The following is a 19,020-nucleotide window of genomic DNA, read 5'->3' on the forward strand; positions in this document are numbered from 1 at the left end:
CATACTTCTCTACAAGCAACCACAATTACCGGCAAGTGCCATCAGGACCAGGCGTATTGCTTAGCAAGCCTGGTCCCGTTTAATCCTGCTGGAAAAATTCGACGGGAAATGAATTAAGGGTCCCACTACGCAACGACTCAACCATCAAACGCAATGGGCCTTGCTCTATGGAGAGGCGGATAAAGGCGATGGCAAAGACCTGATCACGTGGGGCCACCTGCGATTCAGGCGCGAGGAGCGCCGCCGTAGCCCGTAAGACTGGCACCTGCTCTCGATAAACTGCTTTTTCCTGCTCAAAGAGCGCCGCCTGACGCAATAAGCGCGCGCTATAAAGCGTACGCCACTGCTCATCAATCAACTCATCCACAGCCTCCAGCGCCAGCATATCGAGCAATATTTGTTGTTCTTGTTGCTTCTTTTTACTCTTACGGCGAGCATTGGTATTCGCCTCAAAGACATTCTGTGCTGTCCAATAACGCGTAATAAATGGCTCAATGCGCTCGATTGGCTCATACAACCAGGATGAAAATTCCTTGAACTGGTAGAGCGTATCGGCATGCTGCGTTAATCTGAGCGTCTCTTCATTCAAAGCTAACGACGCTAACTTTGTCACAGGCAGGCGAGCCAGGGCGTTCTTATCGCGCAGACCAGCCTCAATTAAAGGGCGCCAGATTGAATAGGAGATCGGCAATTTGCTGCGTGTCCGTCGATTGAGGGCACGCGCCTCCATAATCACCGCCCGTGCATAGTCAAACGAGACGGAAAAACTACTAAAGCCCTGCTCATCCAGATCCCCTACCAGCGACTCCCACTGTTCAACATCCATCTCATCAATGCCATAACAATCTTTAATACCCTTTTGATCCTGATAAAGGATATTCACGCCCTTGATCAGACCATCGGGACGGAGCCAGGAAAGCATAATCAATTGCGTCCCTGAACCATCAATCGAACTGACACGCGCCTGATAGGATGCATACTGGGGCTGGCGAGCCTCAAACATCGCCGTATCTTCCGATCCCAGCATGGCCTGCATCGTCAAACGCCCAAGCGTGGTACGCGCCTGCTGCTTAAGTTCCCGATTGGAACTGGTGGCAATGAAATGATTAAGCGCTGGAATAGATTGATTGATGGAGATGGGACCAAGCTGCTCAAGCGCCTCAATGATCGCCGCAACCACCTTACCGGTCTGATTTTCTAGCAGGGGAACCAGCAGATTAGCTGCGCGTGGATCGCTACTATTTCCCAGCCAGGAAACAAAGGCCAGACGGCGCTCCACCGGCATCGACACCACATCCTCAAGAATCGTCTCGACCCCCATTTCATTCTGGCCGACCAATTCAAGAAGGCGCATCTGCATCTGCCGAATTGCACCCGCAGGATCGTTCAAGTACTCAACAATCCCATCATCAGCCATTTCCGATCCCAATTCTTTCAGGATAGGAGAAAGAGAAAGCTTTGCCAGATCACTTACCGTGGGATCGGTTACAAAATCCTCAAGACCCTCTAGATCAAAGTCGGTGGCTAACTCCGCCAGAATGCGCAAGGCAGCAGCCTGCGCCTGCGCATCATTGCTGCGCAGCAGATGGAGCACTTTTTCCCGTGCACCCTCGGCCCATTCTTCATCCAGCCGATCAAGATAATGGGACATCGTCTCGACATCAATATCTTCGCGCCGACTGATCGCAAGTAAGATACTATCTACACTCTCTTGAGGGGACCCCTTGCGTCCTCTTGGCATAAGCTTTTGCTCTCCTTTAGTGGAGTAATAAGCACACCCTTCTTGGGCAGGCATCAATGCAAGGAATTGTACCACGTTGACTTGTCAGCGTCGAGATCATCCACCGGATAGGTAGGGGATGCATATGCGCAATACAAATGTGAAAAAAAAGTAACAGGCAGGCTATCTCTTTTCATCCTACCTGTTACAGACACGCTATAATGGAATGTATCCGATCAACGGATCATTAAATATCCCATACTTGATAAGAACAATAAAATCAGGCATAAAGTGATACAGATCAATAAAAATGTGCCAAGGAGCCATATGAGAAACTCCAGGCGACCGGGACGCAATAACCATGCACGCACACCTTTGATTGGCTCAAAGGCTAGAGAAGAGGCTATCCGCGCACCAAACGGATGGGAGAGTAAGGGCGGCATCGTATCAATATCATCAATATGGTGCTCGCGCAAACGCTCAATGATCGATTGCTCACGCGGCTTCATCGTCACTGCAACAGAGGCCCGCGTATGCGATTGTGACAGCCTGGTCTGCCCAACAGAATGCAGTGTAGCAGGTTGCAAGGCCGGTAAAACCGCGTCAGTGCTTGCTAACGTCAGCTGCTCCACACTACTGGCAACCATATACTGGGTTGTTTCATATTCCCAGATAGGGCGCGCCTGTGGCATCGTCGGAACACGCGTCATATCTATATCTTCAGTATTTCTGTCTACCCGAGCATAGGGGGCACGTACACGAGGAGTAGTCGTAGAACGTGCTGAAGCACGGGCTGGAATAGCCGGTAACGCAGGTGCGCGCCGTGCTGGGCTATATTCACCCACCAGAAAATGCCCCCGATAGGAGCGTCCTTCTTTATGCATTGGATAGATTACATCCGCCATATCACATTTCTTCCTACACAGCAAAGTGCGAAAAACAGCTCGATTCATGCTCCAGATAACAAATACATGTCCTCTTCCATCCCTTCAAAAACTCCCCACTCGTGTAAATAAACGCCCTCTCCTTCTCTTTTCGCTGTCCTGACGCATTCAAAGGTCAGATTGGCCTACCAGCAGCCTTTATCCTTATACATTGCGCATCCATCACAGGGAAAAGGCTTGTCCCACAACAGGAAATGTTCTATACACAACCAATCAGCACACGGCCTTCTTCAATGGAAAAGAGTGGGTAAAATTCCTCACAGGTGGAAAAAATTTCCACTTTATTGATCCCTATCTCTTCAAAAGAGCCTGTCAAAACAGGTTTACCAGGACATTTGTGACCATTTAAAGTCAGGATTGTCCATTTGTACTGACCTATTTACAAGCTCAAGTCACCTTGTTCAACAAATCTTTCACTCCATCTCGGCAAAAAAAATAGCCTGGAATACATCCCTACACCTCTATATCGGCACATATCTTGCATGCATAGGTATATTAGGGGAGATATGTCCGAAATTTTTTCGGGTATGGTATATTCTATTAACCGATATGCATCACATATCTCCGGTTACCAACTTGTGGAATGGGATTTGAGTAAGGAGGAGTAGGTATATGGTAGCCCTAACAGGACAGGTACTCACACGTGAGAACGGGCCAGTCGAAAGATCAGCCTGTGTCGTCACAGAACGACGTGAGGATCTGCCTACCCAAAGCAATACAAATATTACAGCAGCACACCCCGGTCCTCATGTTACAAATAAGAAGACCATCCTAACACATATCCATGAACAGGACACGACATTCTCTACTGTTATTATAGACAACACACAAAAAAACACACTGCCAGTCGCAAAACCCGCTCGCGCAACCAGGACAGGCAAGAGCAAAGCAACCTATATAAAACAACGCTATGAAGAGGAACATGAGGAATATCTGGTCGAGGAGGAGGAAGAAGAATCAGAAGGTGCTGGGAAAAATGATCTCGAAGCGGAAAATGCTATTCGGCAATACCTGGCCGAGATTGGACGCTATCCATTGCTCTCAGCAGCACAGGAAATGCAACTGGCACGCAGGATTATCGATGGCGATCTCCGCGCCCAACAACAACTGGTTGAGGCCAATTTACGCCTCGTGGTCAGTATCGCCAAACGCTACAATAATCATGGTGTATCGCTCCTCGATCTAATACAAGAGGGCAATCTGGGTCTGATCAGGGCCGCGCAAAAATTTGATCCCGTACGGGGTTTCCGCTTTAGTACCTATGCGACCTGGTGGATTCGCCAGGCTATCAGTAGGGCAGTTGCTGAACATACGCGAACCATTCATATTCCCGTTCATGTAGTTGAGCTCATCTATAAAATGAAACGTACGACGCGACAACTCTATCAGGACCTGGGACGCGATCCTTTTCCGGAGGAAATCGCACAGGCAATTCATCTCAGTAAAGAAAGGGTCGTAGAACTCCAGAGTATGGCAGAGCCACCCATTTCACTCGATGCTCCCTTGATCGATGATGAGTTGTATCATCTGGCCGATATGATTGTAGATCCCCACGCGGCAGTGCCAGCCGATGTGGTCACGCATCAGGTATTACGTGACCAGATCTCACGCGCACTCGAAACGTTGAGTCAACGGGAACGCCAGATCATCGAGCTTCGCTATGGGCTACAGGATGGCTACTGCCATACCCTGGAAGAGCTCAGTTGCTATTTCAAGCTGACTCGCGAACGTATACGCCAGATTGAAGTAAAAGCACTGCGGACATTACGTCAGCCAGTGCAGGTTCATTTGTTGCGGGACTTCGCTTAGCAGGAACACCAGGATAGGCTTGCATCTGACTTTCATTCAAAAGCACTTGAAGAAAAACACCTACAATTTGCGGGTCAAATTGATGGCCAGCACAACATATTAATTCTCTACATGCATGCAATATAGGCAACGGTTTTCCATATGCTCTATAAGAAACCATGGCATCGTATGAATCGACGACCGCTAGAATACGCGCTAAGAGAGGAATTTCTTTGCCAGTTAAGCCAACTGGATAACCGTTGCCATCCCATGCTTCATGATGGGCAACCACAAGCAGGGCTATTTGTTCAAATAGCCCGCCAATGTGTTGCAATAGCTTCTGACCAATCTCAGGATGGAGACGAACCAACGCACGTTCATCCTCATCTAATGGACCCCGCTTCTGTAAAATGGTATCTGGAATAGCAACTTTTCCAATATCATGCAATAAGGCCGCCAGCCGTAACAGAATAAGTTCTGGCTGTGGAAGGTGTAACGCGCTACCAACGGTCTCCGCTATGCGTACCAATCGGCGCGCATGGGCACAGGTTGCCGCATCGCACCAGACAGACAATGTTCTTTGAATTGCCAGTTCCAGAGCTTGTACCCGATACTGCACATCGTTACGAGAGGAGATATCAACGATATTCTCTGTCAGTGAGTACCCATAATGCGCAAAGACACAGATCAGTTCCTGGCGCAAGAAGTTCTCACAACACAAAGTAGCCGTGCCATTGATGAGCATGAAACACACTCCTTGTCTAGTGGGCGGCTAAACGTGTACGTGTAGTAGAGTCTCTACTCTATCTACGTCAAAACACACCTTCTGTTACACAATAAATGACTGAGAAACGCGGAAACACAAAAAGAAATGTCAATATTGGTCCATCTTTCCATCGCAACAATCAGATTAAAGCGCTCTTTTTCTGCCACGACGGCAAGTCTGGCAGATCTTTATTATCAAGAATTGACATATACCAGTACATTTTTCTATCCGCTTGACGACATAGACACAATCCATCTACACTTGATTCGATTCAGACTATTCTGATTGGAGAAAACTTTCCAACTTTTCCTTCTTCTTTCTACCAGAGCGTTACCAGGAAGGGGCAAAGGGGGAAAGTGCATTCCAAAATACATCAGATCTGTGGGGGAGATTGAGGCAAGTGAACAACGATCATAAAAAAAGGATGGTAAGCCGCTTTAGAGCCGCTATCATTTGTATTATTTTTCTCATCTTTATCAGTGCCAGTTTGTTTTTTGTGCAAACACATGTTCAGGCGGCTAACCCGACTCCCACCAGTAGCCCATCCATAGCAGTTGATGCTACCATTCCAGCGTTGCCTACAAACACTCCAACGATAGCACCACCAATACCGTCACCTACACCAATCCCTCAGGTCACACCAACAACAGTCCCTGCACCAACGTCCACGCCGAAACCAACTCGGGTGCCTGTTCTGCCTACGCAACCAACGGCAACAGCCATTCCACCAACCGTTCCTACCGTCAATCCGGGAGGGATTATTCCTCCAGTATTAGCACCAGATATAACGCCGACCGCCCAGGCTAATCCAACGAAGACGCCAACACCTACCCCTTCGCCGACTCCAGACGCAAGTACACCGACAGCAACCGTTACCGCAGGCGGAGCCATAACCAATCAAGCCCCGACATCTACTGACCAAAACAGTAATGGTATGAGTAATTTAATTGTGCCAGTTGTGGTCGGAGTAGGGCTGGCTGCAGTGATCGGGGTAGTGCTCGGCATCTACTTTTTAAAGAAGCAAAAAGCACCAGTGCGCCGACCGCTCTCAGCACGCGCCTATGGTAGAACTGGCACAGGTGTAGCCACGCCCGGCATGCAACCAACACCCTGGCTCAATCAACAACAGATAACAGCAGGGCCTGGTCTCGACACGCCGAACTATGCACAAATTGCCGCCAATGAAGCTACCCTTGCCGCTACGGCCATTCCTATGCCCACGGGCCGTCAGAGAGCTATCACGCCAATGTCGTCTGCACCGTTCACCGGGTCACAACCAATTATCGCGATGCCTGCTGAGCGTCAACAAAACATCACGTCGATGTCATCTGCGCCTTTTACTGGCCCACAACAAGCCATTCCAATGCCCACAAGCCGTCAGCAGAGCCCTACACCTGCACTCCCACCGCTACCAAATACCCCAGGGACACCATATAGCCCTGCGCAGGCTGATAAAAACCATGTCCCCAGCGACACACAACCAACGGCGATTTCCCTGGCATCTCAGGGTGCAAGTCCAGCGCAAATCAATCCTATCAGTACCAGTGATATGAATCCTTTGCTGCTTGACTCATTTGATCTCAGCCACATTTTGCCACAACAAAACCAGCAAGATGTAACAACTCGGCCTGATCTCGCACAGCCAGCGATCAATGCCAGCGCCTTCTCGCCGCTCCTTGCGCCAAATATTCAGGATGATCCGGTGCTAGAAACTATCATGCGCCAAGCTCAGATGGGACTCTATGCCATCTCAGATAAAGATCCCGCCAACGCTAACGACACACAAGAGGATGCCTTCCTTTCATAGGAAAAGCAAACAGATTGAAAAAAAGGAGCTGTATGTGTACATGCAGCTCCTTTTTTCTGCTGTATTCAGGAACACCTATCCTCTGCAATCGAAACAGTACCTCTCTGTAGAGATTTGGAAATTCGGGCAAACAGCAGTACGATAAGAGAAGAAAAGATAAAGAAAAGCATTCTGTGGAAGAGGTCGTTATGATCGTGTGGGTTCATGGTTTTGATTGGGAAGCATATACCAGATATGTAATGCCAGCCTTCAAGGATTGGCTACTGGAAGCAAATACGGCACCACTTTACCAGCTGTACAGTCAGACGCTTTGTGCACGCGAAGAACAATTTTTGCCACCGGCTCTCTATAGCTCACGCACCTGGACACGAGCGCAGTCCTTTGTGGCGCAGCTGCCACAGGGAGCGCATACACGGCGCGAATACCAGATACTCTGTAACGCTGAAACTTTTACCAGCCTCAGTGATAGATATGTGCATCATCATCCTCCACAGCTCTATCCAAATTCTGACGCACTCAGGAGCATCTGGGGAGCACTAATCGCTGAATATTGTCAGGTCAGCTTTACATTGCCCAGAGAGGCTGCACATGAAGGGGAAATGGAGAGGAAACCAGAAGAATTGAGCGCTAAACAAATGACCGATCAGGGAGAAATTCTGTCGCTTCTATACGCTGCGGGACTCGGCGCATTGGCAGGCGAAAGCAGTCAACCCCCTGCAACCCAATCCAAACCTTTCGTCAATAATCAACTGGACAGCGAGGAGGAAGAGGAGGAATGGACGAACAGGGGGGGGACATCGCGGGCATGGCATGGCACTCATATCGGAAAATATCCCACAACCCTGCATCTGCGTGGCTGGCTAGCTGGCATCTCGATACGGGCATTGGCTCTCTTTGAACTACTTGCCTGTGGTCGACGTCAACTGCCCTTTGGCTATCGTAGTGGTGAACTCTATGAAGACACAATTGGTTATCTCACTCCAGACGAAGTCGTCCAATTCGCCCAATGCCTGCGACACGCGCAAGCCCCCGATCCTCTCCTGGCACAGCTAGATTACACCAAATTTCGCCATCAGCAAAACTCCAGACAGGAATTTCGTATGCTTGATGAAGTGCTTCCCGCCCACGCCACAGCATTGCTTACAGTGACACGGATGGCCGCACAATATCATCTGGGACTGCTCTGCCGTATTTAGCTGAGGACAGCAAGTACCTGATAGCATAGGATTATCAGTAGTAACGTAAAAACCAGGCATTGTCCGCATCAATTGACAAGCTATCTGAAATACCGTAGTATTAAGCTAGAATATGGTAAAGATAGGGCTGCAAGTATGGCAGCATAGACAGTGTATCTAAACCATTTATCCCTTGTCCTCATCTAGCGGCTAGTTTTCCATCAGACAGAGCAAAGGAGCAAAAAAATGGTAACTCGGCCAACATCAACTCGCAAGGATCGGCGCTGGTTCTTATTACTACTACTCATCCCCTATATTTTTTTACTCATCCCATCCTTTTATAACGCGTTAGCGCCGTCCTTTCTTGGCATACCCTACTTCTACTGGTACCAGATGCTATGGATCATTCTGACAGCCATCATCACCGCACTTGTCTATTTTATGGGTGCCTGAAGCAAGTGCGGTGCCAATTGAGACCCTTGTAACCTGATCTGTTGCTACTCTGTATAGAATGTTCAGAAAGGGAGGGCGTTAATGAAATTAGACGCCACAGCCGTCGCCGTTTTTATCTTCTTTTTCGTTCTTGTCACGGTACTGGGATTTGTTGCTGCCCGCTGGCGGAGCGGCGATCTGAATCAACTCCATGAATGGGGATTGGCCGGACGCCGCTTTGGGACGATCATAACCTGGTTTTTGCTAGGTGGCGATCTCTATACCGCCTATACGTTTATCGCTATTCCCGCAGCAATGTATGGGACAGGCGCAGTATCGGGCTTCTTTGCCATCCCTTACACCATTCTTATCTATCCTCTGGTCTTCGTTCTGATGCCAAAATTTTGGACAGTGTGTAAGCAGCGTGGCTATGTTACAGCCGCCGATTTCGTCAAAGAGCGCTTTGGGAGTAGAAACCTGGCCCTGGCTATCGCCTTTACTGGTATCCTGGCGACCATGCCCTATATCGCACTGCAAATGTATGGCATTCAGCTTTCACTGGCCGCTCTGGGCATTCCGATCACCGTGCCAATCTTTGGTATTGCCATCGATCTGCCCCTGCTGATCGCCTTTGTCATCCTTGCTGCCTATACCTATACCAGCGGACTACGCGCTCCAGCGATGATCGCGCTGGTCAAAGATATTATGATCTTCATTGTGCTCTTCGCTGTCATCGCGATTGTACCGACCAGATTCCATGGTTTTGGTCCCATCTTTGATGCGGCCCATCAAAAAGCGCTCGCTAATCCCAAAATTTTCAGTGATCTTATCCCAGCCAATCAGGCTATCGCTTATACCACGCTGGCGCTGGGCTCAGCTCTCGCGCTCTTTCTCTATCCACATTCGCTCACCGGTGTGCTCAGCAGCAGCAGTACCAGGGTAGTCAAGCGTAACGCCGCCCTACTCCCCATCTATTCATTAATGCTAGGCTTCCTGGCGATCCTGGGCTATATGGCGATAGCCGCGAAAGTAAAACCATTTGGAGGATTTGGCAATAACAGCGCCGTACCCGCATTGATCAATGCTGTCTTTCCACCCTGGTTCGCTGGCTTTACCTTCGCCGCTATCTCCATTGGAGCCCTTGTACCAGCAGCCGTGATGTCAATCGCCGCCGCCAATCTATTCACGCGCAATATCTACAAAGAATATCTGCGTCCATCCGCCACGGATCGTGAGGAGACCCAGGCGGCCAAACTGGCCTCTCTGGTCCTGAAATTTGGAGCCCTGCTCTTTATTGTCGCCATCAATCCAGCCCAGGTTATCTACTTCCAGCTCCTTGGCGGCATCTGGATCTTACAGACACTACCAGCGGTCTTCCTGGGCCTCTATACGCGCTGGTTTAATCGCTGGGCTCTGCTGATCGGCTGGGCTGCGGCCATGATCGCTGGCACCTGGATGTTTATCGCCGCTGGCAATAAACCCACCCTGGCGATCTTCCATATTCCCATTTATATCGCTGTCGCCGTCCTGATCCTCAATCTCCTGCTGGCGGTCATTCTCACCCCCATCTTTGAACTGATCGGCCTGCGGCGCGGACAGGACAAAACCACTCCCGCCGATTATGAAGAAGTCTTAGCCCCTGCCGAACCAGTCGAAGTAGGACGACGAGCTTTGAGCTGATAGCCTCAAAAACTATAAGAAAAAAATGTAACAAGAGGCAGCAAGCATCCATGTCCGCTTGCAGCCTCTTGTTGCTAAAATTAGCGACAAGCGACAAACTCATCTATGTATAGGAGTTTGTATATATTACTCCTTGCTTCTGTTCAGCCATTCTTCTTGTAACATGGCATAGAGGTATTCGTCGCCCCACTTGCCTTGTCCAGATGTCACTGCGCTTTACTAGAGCTACGCCCTGATGTCGCTCTTGCAAAACTATGCTACGATTACTAAGAGTCGGACAACGACGGGTACGAGCAAGCGGACCACAACGTATTACAAGGAAAAGGATAACGCAGCATGAATTTTGATGACGAGGATGAATATCTCAATAATACCGATGAGTTAGAAGAAACGGGTAGTGATAATTTACTGTCCGATGATGATCTGCGCCTGCCAGAAGATGCAAATCCGCTTGTCCGCCTTCATGCGGTACGGGCATGGCTGAAGCGTCAACAGGCTGAAACAAAACTGGCGCTGGGTGTGGCTGCATTGGAGATACAGGAAATAGAGCAGGCCCCTGAGACGGTACCTCTGCGCAGACGTGCACAACAAGAAAAGCAGGAACGTATTCAACGTATCCAGGCTACCTTCCAGAGCCATCAGGAGAGCCTGGATGCCTATGAAGAGGCCAGTGAGTGGTTAGAAGATTGTGTGAACCATACCACGGTCAGTGAACGCTTGCTTGTGGAATATTATCTGCAAATCGAGGATGTTGTGAGGACCGCACTGGAAGACAACAGCCTACAGGCAACACCGCGTATCGAGGCACTCCTGAATGTGCAACAGCGCGTCGAACGCGTCGCTGCCACCTACGAAGAAGATTAAACATTTCTACAGAAATGGCATACGGCCTCTGCGAACAGCGCGAGTAATAGTCATAAAACAAAGCAAAAAAGCATCTGCCCTCAATCCCTATAGAGCAGATGCTTTTTATGTTTATTGATAGTTTCAAGCACGCTTATAAAGCCGGCAAGAAATTTTGGATAGGATAGGTGCCTCCAAGGACGTCTTTGGAGGAGGCTCCCATCCAACGTTCCAGAACGGTGGCATAGACGGAGCGAAAATCGACGGTATATTTGAGATTGCCGTCGATGTCGAGGCTGGTCAGGTCGGGTGGCTCTCCAAAGAGACCATGTTTGACACCTTTACCTAATACAAACATGGGGGCAGCGGTACCATGATCAGTACCCAGACTACCATTCTCTTCTACCCGGCGGCCAAATTCAGACCAGGTCATGACGATGACATTGTCGGCTTTGCCATGCAGTTCCAGATCGCGATAGAACGCGCTCAGGCCATCGGAGAGGGTCTTCATCAGGTTTTGATGGATTGTGGTCTGGTTAGCATGCGTATCAAAACCACCCAGGGTGATATAGCCGACACGCAAGCCAAGCCCCTGCACGATTGTCTCAGCCAGAGTTTTCAGTCCTAGCGAGAATGAGTCGGTAGGATAAGTGACGGCTGGATGATAGGCTGCATCGGCCTGCTGAAGTTGTTGGCCTCCGTCACGGGCATTGGTAGCAGTCGTATCCAGCAAGGCGGCAAAAGGTGAGGAACGCGGATAGGTATTGTAGAGTTTCATCAAGGCTTGCAGGCGCGCATCGCCGCCATCATGCTCGGCGACATCCTTGCTCAGGCGATAGCTCTGGACGCTGGGCAAGGTGGGGATGGGCGTAGAAATGGAGGCCAGCGCCTGAGCAGTCTGAGTACCGATATTCATCGCCTGAAACGGATGTCCATCTTTATCGACGAAACCAGAGACGAGTTTACCCAACCAGCCTTCGCTACCGTTGCCACTCATATCCAATGTCTGCCAGATATCCATTGCCTGGAAATGTGACAGGCTCGAATGTGGATAACCAACGCCCTCAACAATTGCCAACTCCCCTTTATCCCATATGCCTTTGAGCGCAGAGAGATTGGGATGTAGTCCCAGTCGATCATCCAGACGCAATACTTTGTCTTCCGTCAGGCCAATCGTTGGGCGCAGTTTATGATAGGTACTATCGGTATAGGGCACAACTGTATTCAAACCGTCGTTTCCACCCGCCATCTGCACAACAATTAAGGTGTGATCATTGCTGACCTGAGCCACACGCGATCCCTCTTGTGTGAGGGCACGGGCAGAGGCAACACCCCGACTAAAAACCGCTGGCATTACCATGCCAGCCGAAACGACCAGCATCCCATCTCTGATCATGGCGCGACGCGATAGTTTCATCTGTTCAGTCCTTCCTGCATTAATTCAACTGATATTCCGGTGCAGCCAGCATCAGATAAAGCGTTCCTCGTACTTTGCTGAGTGGATAGCTCGTGCCGTTGGCAAGCGTGACATGGCCTTTACGCGAAACAGGATCAGGAGTGGTAAAATAGTCAACCAATTGGGATGTACGATCGGCCGTAATATTGCCATCCAATAAGAAGCTGGCAAAATAGGCTACAAACGCTACAGGCGTCGCGATATGCTGAGTATCCACAATACTCTGTATATCCAACGGCTTATAGGTTACCCCTGCGGTACGTCCGCCAGTCAACATAAGATTGATATAGTTGAGGCGCGACATCCAGGTACCGCTATTGAGCCAGAGCGAACTGACCTTATCCCCAGGCCAACCTGCCACATTGGGTGGGCTGAAGAGAGTCTGTCCGAGTAGATAGGTCTGAGTGGGCAGTTCTTTCCCACTACTTTTGGTGCCCAGAGCCCGATAGGAGCCAACGACGAACTCGGTTGGGGACTTGATACGCGACCGATAGGCTTTCACCGATGAGAACTGGGACGAGAGCAACAGGGCACGCATCATGGCACCGATACTATGCTTATTTTGCGTATATGCATCAACCAGTGGCTGCAAATCCTCGTTGCTGGGATTTTCATAGGCAAAAAAGGTAAAAAGCTTGCGTGCAATAAACCAGGGAGTAGCGGGATGGTTAGCCAGGATCGCAATCACGTCCTTATAATTCAGGTTACCTGTATGGCCTAAGAATGTCAGCTCCCGGTCAGCATGGTCATGGGGATTGTATTGGGCTTCATATGTGCCACCTTTCACATGCCAACCCGTCAATGCAGCAGCCGCAGCCTCTACATCCTGTTGTGAATAATGACCCAGACCCAGCGTGAAAAGTTCCATCAATTCCCGCGCATAGTTCTCATTGGGAGCGTTCTTATGGCTACGCGTCAAATCCAGATAGAAAAGCATCGCTGGATCACTGGTAATGCCCAGCAGAATATTATCAAAAGTATCAAAGGCATGGGCACGTAAGAAATTGTTCTGCACAATCATGCGCTGATAGAGCGTAGGACCACCGACTTTTTGGTAATTACTGGTCAGTACGCCATGCCAGAACAGGGTCATCTTTTCCAGCAAAGGACGCTGCGTATACACCATCCGCAGCAGCCACCATTGCGGCTGATTACGCGCCTTCGTGAGATCCAATGAGCGCGCGCTCAATAACTGCTCTAAAACCGTGTCCGAAACTTGATTATAATTCAGCAACCGATCAACCGTCCCGCTATAACCAAGCGCGGAATAGGTTGTTAGATCAGCAGCCGTAACACCAAAGCCGGTCTTCCGTAAGAGATGTCCAATCTGCCTCTGCGTGCCAGGAGCCAATGTTCCTGAGTCTGTTGATGGATTACCGCTTTGCTGTTCCCATTCGGCCAATGCGACGCCACCAGCCAGCGCTACGGTGACGCCGCCCGCCAGACCCGCGAATAGTGCACGACGCGAGAAGTGATTATTGGCAGAGGGCGCAGGTGACGCGCTTCTATTTACGGCTTCAGGTAAAGGAGATTGCACGATAGGTTGGGTTAACGCATCTGGCTCTCCATCCATCTCATTGTTCGATCCAAACGGTTGCGTTGGCTGCTCATGCAAATCCATGCGTAGCGCCCCTTCTCAAGGTAAAAAAACATTCACAGATACAATGCTACATAGACGTGGAACGATTCAAGAAAAGATGACTATTTCATACCACTCTTTCCAATTAAGAATAACAGAAACAACTCAAGAAATCTTCAAGAATGTGTTTGATTCCCATCACCATCGGGATTGTGTGGCTCACCCACAGGTGGGCGCAGACGCGCCCACGCCTTTTTTAGTATGTGGTGCAGAATATGTGCTTCGCACATATTCTGCACCACATACTAAAACTATTTTGAGCACCATCGGTGCGAAAATTCATACACAGAGATCGTGGAGAGCATGGGAATCAAACACTGTCCAAGCTCGACTTTGTACATTTTTAGGCTTTTGAGCCTGAGAAAAAGGGCGAGTGCGACGCATTTTCGAGCTCACGTTTTCAAAAATGTACAAAGTCGAGCCAAGAGAGTGTCAGCCTCCCAATACCAGCGGGATCTTGCTGCTCCCTGGCTGGCAGGCGCGTGCGCGCCTGCGCCCTTTATAGTGTGTGGTGTTGGAAAAGTTCTTAGAACTTTTCCAACACCACACACTATAAAGATGTTTGAGCACTGTAGGTGCGAAAACGCATGCACAGAGACCGTGGAGACCACGGGAGGCTGACACATCCTTATAACAAGTGCATTTGCACAGAAAGGCAGTTAGTCTTTGATCAAAATAGTGAGAACTATTGGGCGAGCAGACGAACAATATCGAGGAGGTCGCGCAGATGGAAGGGTTTGCGAATAATGCGTTCTACACCCGGATGAGAGGCGCTGGAGACGCCTGTGCCAGCGGTAATCACGATCACAGAGGGACGAGGAGTGGAGATGTTATCGCTATTCCAATACTCCTGCAGACGCTGGAGAAAAGTATCGCCATCCATACCCGGCATGGCAAGATCCAAAACAATGACAGCAGGGGTACGGCCTTCACGGACGGCATTTGACATCCAGTCTAGAGCCTCCTGGCCCTCTGCCGCTTCGGCAGGTTCATAACCGTCCAGTTCAAGGGCCCAGGAGACCATATCTCGAATAGCAGAATTATCATCAACCACAAGCACAACTGGCAAGTGTTCCTCGTGCTGAAGCGTGGGCTGGATCATGCTTCCCCTCTTTTTTTCCACATCATAATTATCCCAGATATATGGCATCTTCTGAGACAAAAGTACCGAGAAATACCTGGTGCATTCCATGCTAAAAAGAACTATTGCAGACTAGCAAACAATCAGAAATATGCCAACAGGAATTGGCGCATAATCGTATAAAAGGCGGTCGGCTGCTCAAAGTTCGAGAGATGGCCGGCAGCGAGAATAGTCGCGAACTGTGCCCCGGGAATCTGGGATGCATATGCGCGCGCAACATCCGGTGGCGTGAGCACATCCAGTTCACCCGCGATCACTAATGTAGGACAACTGATCTGTCCCAGGAGAGGCGTGGCATCCTCGCGCAGGGCCATTCCACGCGAAGCGGCGGCAATACCCTGTGGATTGGCAAGCGAAATCATCTGGCGCACGCGCGTCTCCACTTCGGGATGCTGTTTACGGGTAACGTCGGAAATCAAGCGTGGCACTTGCATGTCCGCAATGACGCCAGCACCTTGTTCTTCAACGATACGCGCCACGTTCTCACGATTTGCCCTGGCCTCTTCTGTATCCAGACCGGGCCGCGTATCGGCAAGGATGAGCCCACCGACACGTTGCGCATATTTGCGATAAAAAGCAAAAGCTGCATAGCCACCCATCGAGAGGCCACAGAGAATTGCCTGCTGCATGCCGAGATGATCCATCAAACCTGCAATATCATCGGCAAGCAGATCCATAGTTGAGACAGAGGCAGGCAGGCTACTCTCGCCAAAACCACGCCAGTCGGGAGCAACCAGGCGATAACGTTGCTCATTCAGCAGCGCCGTAATCTGCCCTTCCCACATACTACGATTGAGCGGAAAGGCATGCAAGAAAATCAATGGGATGCCTATCCCATGATCCTCATAAGATAACTCAACAGCATGGATACTTGCTCTCGACACCATGGTTCCTCTCTATTCCTGCTCCTGCTCAGCCCCGGCTGATTGCTCATGGGCATGATATGAACTACGCACAAAGGGACCCGACTCTACATGGCGGAAACCTAATTTCTTGCCTTCCGCTTTGAGGGCCGCAAACTCTTCCAATGGCACATAGCGCTGAATCGGGAGGTGCTGAAATGAAGGGCGCAGATATTGTCCAATCGTTAAAACATCAATATCATACTCGCGCATATCGCGCATCACCTCAAGAACCTCATCCCAGGTCTCGCCGAGTCCAAGCATAAAACCTGACTTGGTTCGGGTACCGGGATACAGCTCTTTTGCCAGCTTCAGCACTTCAAGCGAACGCTTGTAGACAGCCTGCGGACGCACCTGCTTATACAATCTAGGAATGGTCTCGACGTTATGATTAAAGATGTCCGGTTTGGCATCCATCACCACACGCAACGCATCAGCAGATCCTTTGAAGTCGGGTGTCAGCACTTCGACTTTGCAACCAGGATTCAGGCGGCGTATCCAGCGAATTGTGGAGGCAAAAATCGAGGCACCGCCATCTTTTAATTCATCGCGGTTCACTGAAGTTACCACAGCATGACGCAAGCCCATTTCTCTGGCTGCCTCGGCGACACGCTTTGGCTCCTCCCAGTCCAGGCCCAACGGGCGGCCAGTGGCGATTGCGCAGAAGCCGCAACTCCGTGTACAGACACTGCCCAGGATCATGAAGGTGGCTGTTTTGTGTCCCCAACATTCAGCAATATTGGGGCAGCGGGCCTCTTCACAGACGGTATGCAGCGACTGACCACGCATTAATTGCTTTAACTGTTGGTAGTTTTCGCCCCTGGGGGCCGGTACACGTAGCCATTCGGGACGGCGCTCTGGGATAATGGTCGTCATGGAAATTTCCCTTGCTCTAGCTCTAGATAAGTATGGTTATTAGTATCTTATCACAGTCTCCTGTGCAAGATGTGTTTGGTTCTGTTCCCCGGCCGCCTGCGGCGGCGGAGGAGAAGGGAAGGGTGGGGAACACCCCACACCCCGGCATTGGGACTACCGTCCCCCTGCACCCCCTGCTTTTTTCGCTCCTTGCGGCGGCGGAGTAAAACAGGGAAGGGGTTTGGGAACATCCCCACACTCCGCATTGGGACTACCGTCCCCCTGCACCCCCTGCTTTTTTCGCTCCTTGCGGCGGCGGCGTAAAACAGGGAAGGGGGTTGGGGACATCCCCACACTCCGCATTGGGACTGCCTTCCCCTGCACCCCTGCTTTTTATGGGTTAGTAGACGTCGATTTCACGGCCGTAGCTCTGCAATCTTGTGCGCACGGCCTGGAGGAAGCCACCAGCGCCAGCGCCATCCAGGATGCGATGGTCGAATGCTAAGGACATGAACATCATCGAGCGTACCGCAATGGCATCATCTTCGATGACGACCGGTCGTTTGACTACGGCATCCATACTCAGAATACCAGCATGTGGCTGGTTGATAATCGGCATCGATATAATTGTACCAAATACGCCAGGATTATTCACCACAAATGTACTATTTTGTAAATCCTGAACCGTTAGCTTGTTGTTACGCGCACGCTGGGCCAACGCATTGACCTGCCGGGCCAGTCCTGCGACCGTATATTGATCGGCGTCATAGATGGTTGGAACGACCAGTCCGGTTTCGGTCGCGACGGCCATCCCCAGATTGATGCTCCGCTTGATAATAATACGATTGTCTTCGGTCCAGGTTGAGTTGATAATAGGATACTTGCGTATCCCTTCACACACTGCCTTCATGACAAAAGGGACGTAGCTGATACCATAGCCTTCGCGACGCTTGAAATCAGCCTTGTTCTTCTCTAACCATTTGGTGAGATTGGTCATGTCAATTTCAACAACAGTCGTTGCATGAGGAGATGTACGCTTGCTGCGCACCATATGTTCAGCAATCGCCAGACGCATGCGGTCGGGAACAATTACTTCATCCCCACCAATACCATCGCTATTACCTGTAGTGGCGGCAGGCGACGGGGTTTCCAGCCGTGGTGCCGAAGCCGAGGGACGGACTGGGGCAGAGATAGAGACAGCAGGGGTGGCAGCAGCAGCCGCAGGAGCAGAACTGGTCGCTGCTTGAGGGGCAAACTGCCGCTGCTCAACATATGCCAGAATATCCTCTTTGCGCACACGACCACCTGCGCCAGTGCCAGCAATTTCACGCAGGTCAATGCTGTATTCACGCGCCAGACGACGGGCAAGCGGTGAAATACGCTGACGCTCCTCATCCTCTTGCAAGCTGGCGTGGTTGCTGACACCATTCCCATTGGTAGGGACGCCATTAGCAATTCCATTGGGGACCGCATATGGCGCGGCACTAAGAGAGGCAGGCGCATGAGCAACCGGGGTGGCTGTCTCAGTTGCAGCAGGAGCACTGCTGGTATCTGCAGTGGAAGCTGAAGCATTTTCTTCAATCAAGGCAATCTCGGCACCGACCGGGACCGTCTCATCTACCTGCGTCAGAATCTTGATCAGGCGGCCAGCAACCGGTGACGGCAATTCAGCATTGATTTTGTCAGTAATTACTTCAGCAATGGCCTCATCACGTTCAATGAGATCACCTTCTTGCTTTAACCATGCCCCAATGGTTCCTTCTGATACCGACTCACCCAGGCGCGGCATTGTTACAGGTGTTGGCATAGAAGCACCCCTTTTGTATATTGAGCGCACTCTGCATAGATTATATGCGTTGTACACTTAGAATA

Annotated in this window: 15 protein-coding genes; 6 read left to right on the forward strand and 9 right to left on the reverse strand. The window is 50.4% G+C overall.

What is annotated here, in order from left to right; translation table 11 throughout:
* Window positions 1–79 precede the first annotated feature (79 nt).
* The gene (locus F1593_RS05995) at window positions 80–1,741 is read right to left on the reverse strand and encodes a HEAT repeat domain-containing protein (RefSeq protein WP_172631904.1); all 1,662 of its coding nucleotides are present in this window, start codon (window positions 1,739–1,741) and stop codon (window positions 80–82) included.
* A gap of 215 nt (window positions 1,742–1,956) precedes the next feature.
* A complete protein-coding gene (locus F1593_RS06000) occupies window positions 1,957–2,625 on the reverse strand; it encodes a hypothetical protein (RefSeq protein WP_149400647.1) in 669 nt (222 codons plus the stop codon).
* A gap of 651 nt (window positions 2,626–3,276) precedes the next feature.
* Between F1593_RS06000 and F1593_RS06005 the strand changes: the two genes are divergently transcribed.
* Window positions 3,277–4,473: a sigma-70 family RNA polymerase sigma factor gene (locus F1593_RS06005; RefSeq protein WP_235932500.1), complete on the forward strand. Its 1,197-nt coding sequence runs from the start codon at window positions 3,277–3,279 to the stop codon at window positions 4,471–4,473.
* On the opposite strand, the gene F1593_RS06010 is transcribed toward F1593_RS06005, so the two are convergent.
* On the reverse strand, window positions 4,376–5,197 hold the full coding sequence (locus F1593_RS06010; protein WP_149400648.1) for an HD-GYP domain-containing protein: 822 nt from the start codon (window positions 5,195–5,197) through the stop codon (window positions 4,376–4,378). The genes F1593_RS06005 and F1593_RS06010 overlap by 98 nt on opposite strands.
* A 421-nt stretch (window positions 5,198–5,618) precedes the next feature.
* Between F1593_RS06010 and F1593_RS29580 the strand changes: the two genes are divergently transcribed.
* The 5 genes from F1593_RS29580 to F1593_RS06035 all read left to right on the forward strand — a co-directional run bounded on the left by F1593_RS29580 (window position 5,619) and on the right by F1593_RS06035 (window position 11,176).
* Entirely contained in the window at window positions 5,619–7,025 is a 1,407-nt protein-coding gene (locus tag F1593_RS29580; RefSeq protein ID WP_149400649.1) for a hypothetical protein, read from the forward strand.
* Between the two features lie 188 nt (window positions 7,026–7,213).
* Complete coding sequence (locus F1593_RS06020; protein ID WP_149400650.1) at window positions 7,214–8,221, forward strand: hypothetical protein; 1,008 nt, start codon at window positions 7,214–7,216, stop codon at window positions 8,219–8,221.
* Between the two features lie 225 nt (window positions 8,222–8,446).
* The gene (locus F1593_RS06025) at window positions 8,447–8,653 is read left to right on the forward strand and encodes a DUF3311 domain-containing protein (protein ID WP_149400651.1); all 207 of its coding nucleotides are present in this window, start codon (window positions 8,447–8,449) and stop codon (window positions 8,651–8,653) included.
* An 81-nt stretch (window positions 8,654–8,734) separates the two neighbouring features.
* Window positions 8,735–10,312: a monocarboxylate uptake permease MctP gene (mctP, locus tag F1593_RS06030; protein ID WP_149400652.1), complete on the forward strand. Its 1,578-nt coding sequence runs from the start codon at window positions 8,735–8,737 to the stop codon at window positions 10,310–10,312.
* A 336-nt stretch (window positions 10,313–10,648) separates the two neighbouring features.
* Window positions 10,649–11,176 carry a hypothetical protein gene (locus F1593_RS06035; protein ID WP_149400653.1) on the forward strand — a complete coding sequence of 176 codons (528 nt, stop codon included), beginning with the start codon at window positions 10,649–10,651 and terminating at the stop codon, window positions 11,174–11,176.
* A gap of 133 nt (window positions 11,177–11,309) precedes the next feature.
* Here the strand turns inward: F1593_RS06035 and F1593_RS06040 are convergent, their stop codons facing one another.
* The 6 genes from F1593_RS06040 to F1593_RS06065 all read right to left on the reverse strand — a co-directional run bounded on the left by F1593_RS06040 (window position 11,310) and on the right by F1593_RS06065 (window position 18,955).
* The gene (locus F1593_RS06040) at window positions 11,310–12,572 is read right to left on the reverse strand and encodes a DUF1501 domain-containing protein (RefSeq protein WP_149400654.1); all 1,263 of its coding nucleotides are present in this window, start codon (window positions 12,570–12,572) and stop codon (window positions 11,310–11,312) included.
* 19 nt (window positions 12,573–12,591) lie between these two features.
* Entirely contained in the window at window positions 12,592–14,232 is a 1,641-nt protein-coding gene (locus F1593_RS06045; protein ID WP_149400655.1) for a DUF1800 domain-containing protein, read from the reverse strand.
* Between the two features lie 703 nt (window positions 14,233–14,935).
* On the reverse strand, window positions 14,936–15,352 hold the full coding sequence (locus F1593_RS06050; protein WP_172631905.1) for a response regulator: 417 nt from the start codon (window positions 15,350–15,352) through the stop codon (window positions 14,936–14,938).
* Between the two features lie 122 nt (window positions 15,353–15,474).
* Window positions 15,475–16,278 carry an alpha/beta fold hydrolase gene (locus F1593_RS06055; protein WP_149400657.1) on the reverse strand — a complete coding sequence of 268 codons (804 nt, stop codon included), beginning with the start codon at window positions 16,276–16,278 and terminating at the stop codon, window positions 15,475–15,477.
* Between the two features lie 9 nt (window positions 16,279–16,287).
* Entirely contained in the window at window positions 16,288–17,169 is an 882-nt protein-coding gene (gene lipA / locus F1593_RS06060; protein ID WP_149400658.1) for a lipoyl synthase, read from the reverse strand.
* Between the two features lie 379 nt (window positions 17,170–17,548).
* A complete protein-coding gene (locus F1593_RS06065) occupies window positions 17,549–18,955 on the reverse strand; it encodes a dihydrolipoamide acetyltransferase family protein (RefSeq protein ID WP_149400659.1) in 1,407 nt (468 codons plus the stop codon).
* Window positions 18,956–19,020 lie beyond the last annotated feature (65 nt).

This window comes from Dictyobacter arantiisoli (assembly GCF_008326305.1).
GTDB classification, from domain to species: domain Bacteria; phylum Chloroflexota; class Ktedonobacteria; order Ktedonobacterales; family Ktedonobacteraceae; genus Dictyobacter; species Dictyobacter arantiisoli.

Excerpts from the sequence above, each read along its gene's own strand:
- mctP (WP_149400652.1), top strand. The coding sequence starts at position 8,735 with ATGAAATTAGACGCCACAGCCGTCGCCGTTTTTATCTTCTTTTTCGTT.
- F1593_RS06025 (WP_149400651.1), top strand. The coding sequence starts at position 8,447 with ATGGTAACTCGGCCAACATCAACTCGCAAGGATCGGCGCTGGTTCTTA.
- F1593_RS05995 (WP_172631904.1), bottom strand. The coding sequence starts at position 1,741 with ATGCCAAGAGGACGCAAGGGGTCCCCTCAAGAGAGTGTAGATAGTATC.
- F1593_RS06050 (WP_172631905.1), bottom strand. The coding sequence starts at position 15,352 with ATGATCCAGCCCACGCTTCAGCACGAGGAACACTTGCCAGTTGTGCTT.
- F1593_RS06065 (WP_149400659.1), bottom strand. The coding sequence starts at position 18,955 with ATGCCAACACCTGTAACAATGCCGCGCCTGGGTGAGTCGGTATCAGAA.
- F1593_RS06055 (WP_149400657.1), bottom strand. The coding sequence starts at position 16,278 with ATGGTGTCGAGAGCAAGTATCCATGCTGTTGAGTTATCTTATGAGGAT.
- lipA (WP_149400658.1), bottom strand. The coding sequence starts at position 17,169 with ATGACGACCATTATCCCAGAGCGCCGTCCCGAATGGCTACGTGTACCG.
- F1593_RS06005 (WP_235932500.1), top strand. The coding sequence starts at position 3,277 with ATGGTAGCCCTAACAGGACAGGTACTCACACGTGAGAACGGGCCAGTC.
- F1593_RS06040 (WP_149400654.1), bottom strand. The coding sequence starts at position 12,572 with ATGAAACTATCGCGTCGCGCCATGATCAGAGATGGGATGCTGGTCGTT.
- F1593_RS06045 (WP_149400655.1), bottom strand. The coding sequence starts at position 14,232 with ATGGATTTGCATGAGCAGCCAACGCAACCGTTTGGATCGAACAATGAG.
- F1593_RS06010 (WP_149400648.1), bottom strand. The coding sequence starts at position 5,197 with ATGCTCATCAATGGCACGGCTACTTTGTGTTGTGAGAACTTCTTGCGC.
- F1593_RS06035 (WP_149400653.1), top strand. The coding sequence starts at position 10,649 with ATGAATTTTGATGACGAGGATGAATATCTCAATAATACCGATGAGTTA.
- F1593_RS06000 (WP_149400647.1), bottom strand. The coding sequence starts at position 2,625 with ATGGCGGATGTAATCTATCCAATGCATAAAGAAGGACGCTCCTATCGG.
- F1593_RS06020 (WP_149400650.1), top strand. The coding sequence starts at position 7,214 with ATGATCGTGTGGGTTCATGGTTTTGATTGGGAAGCATATACCAGATAT.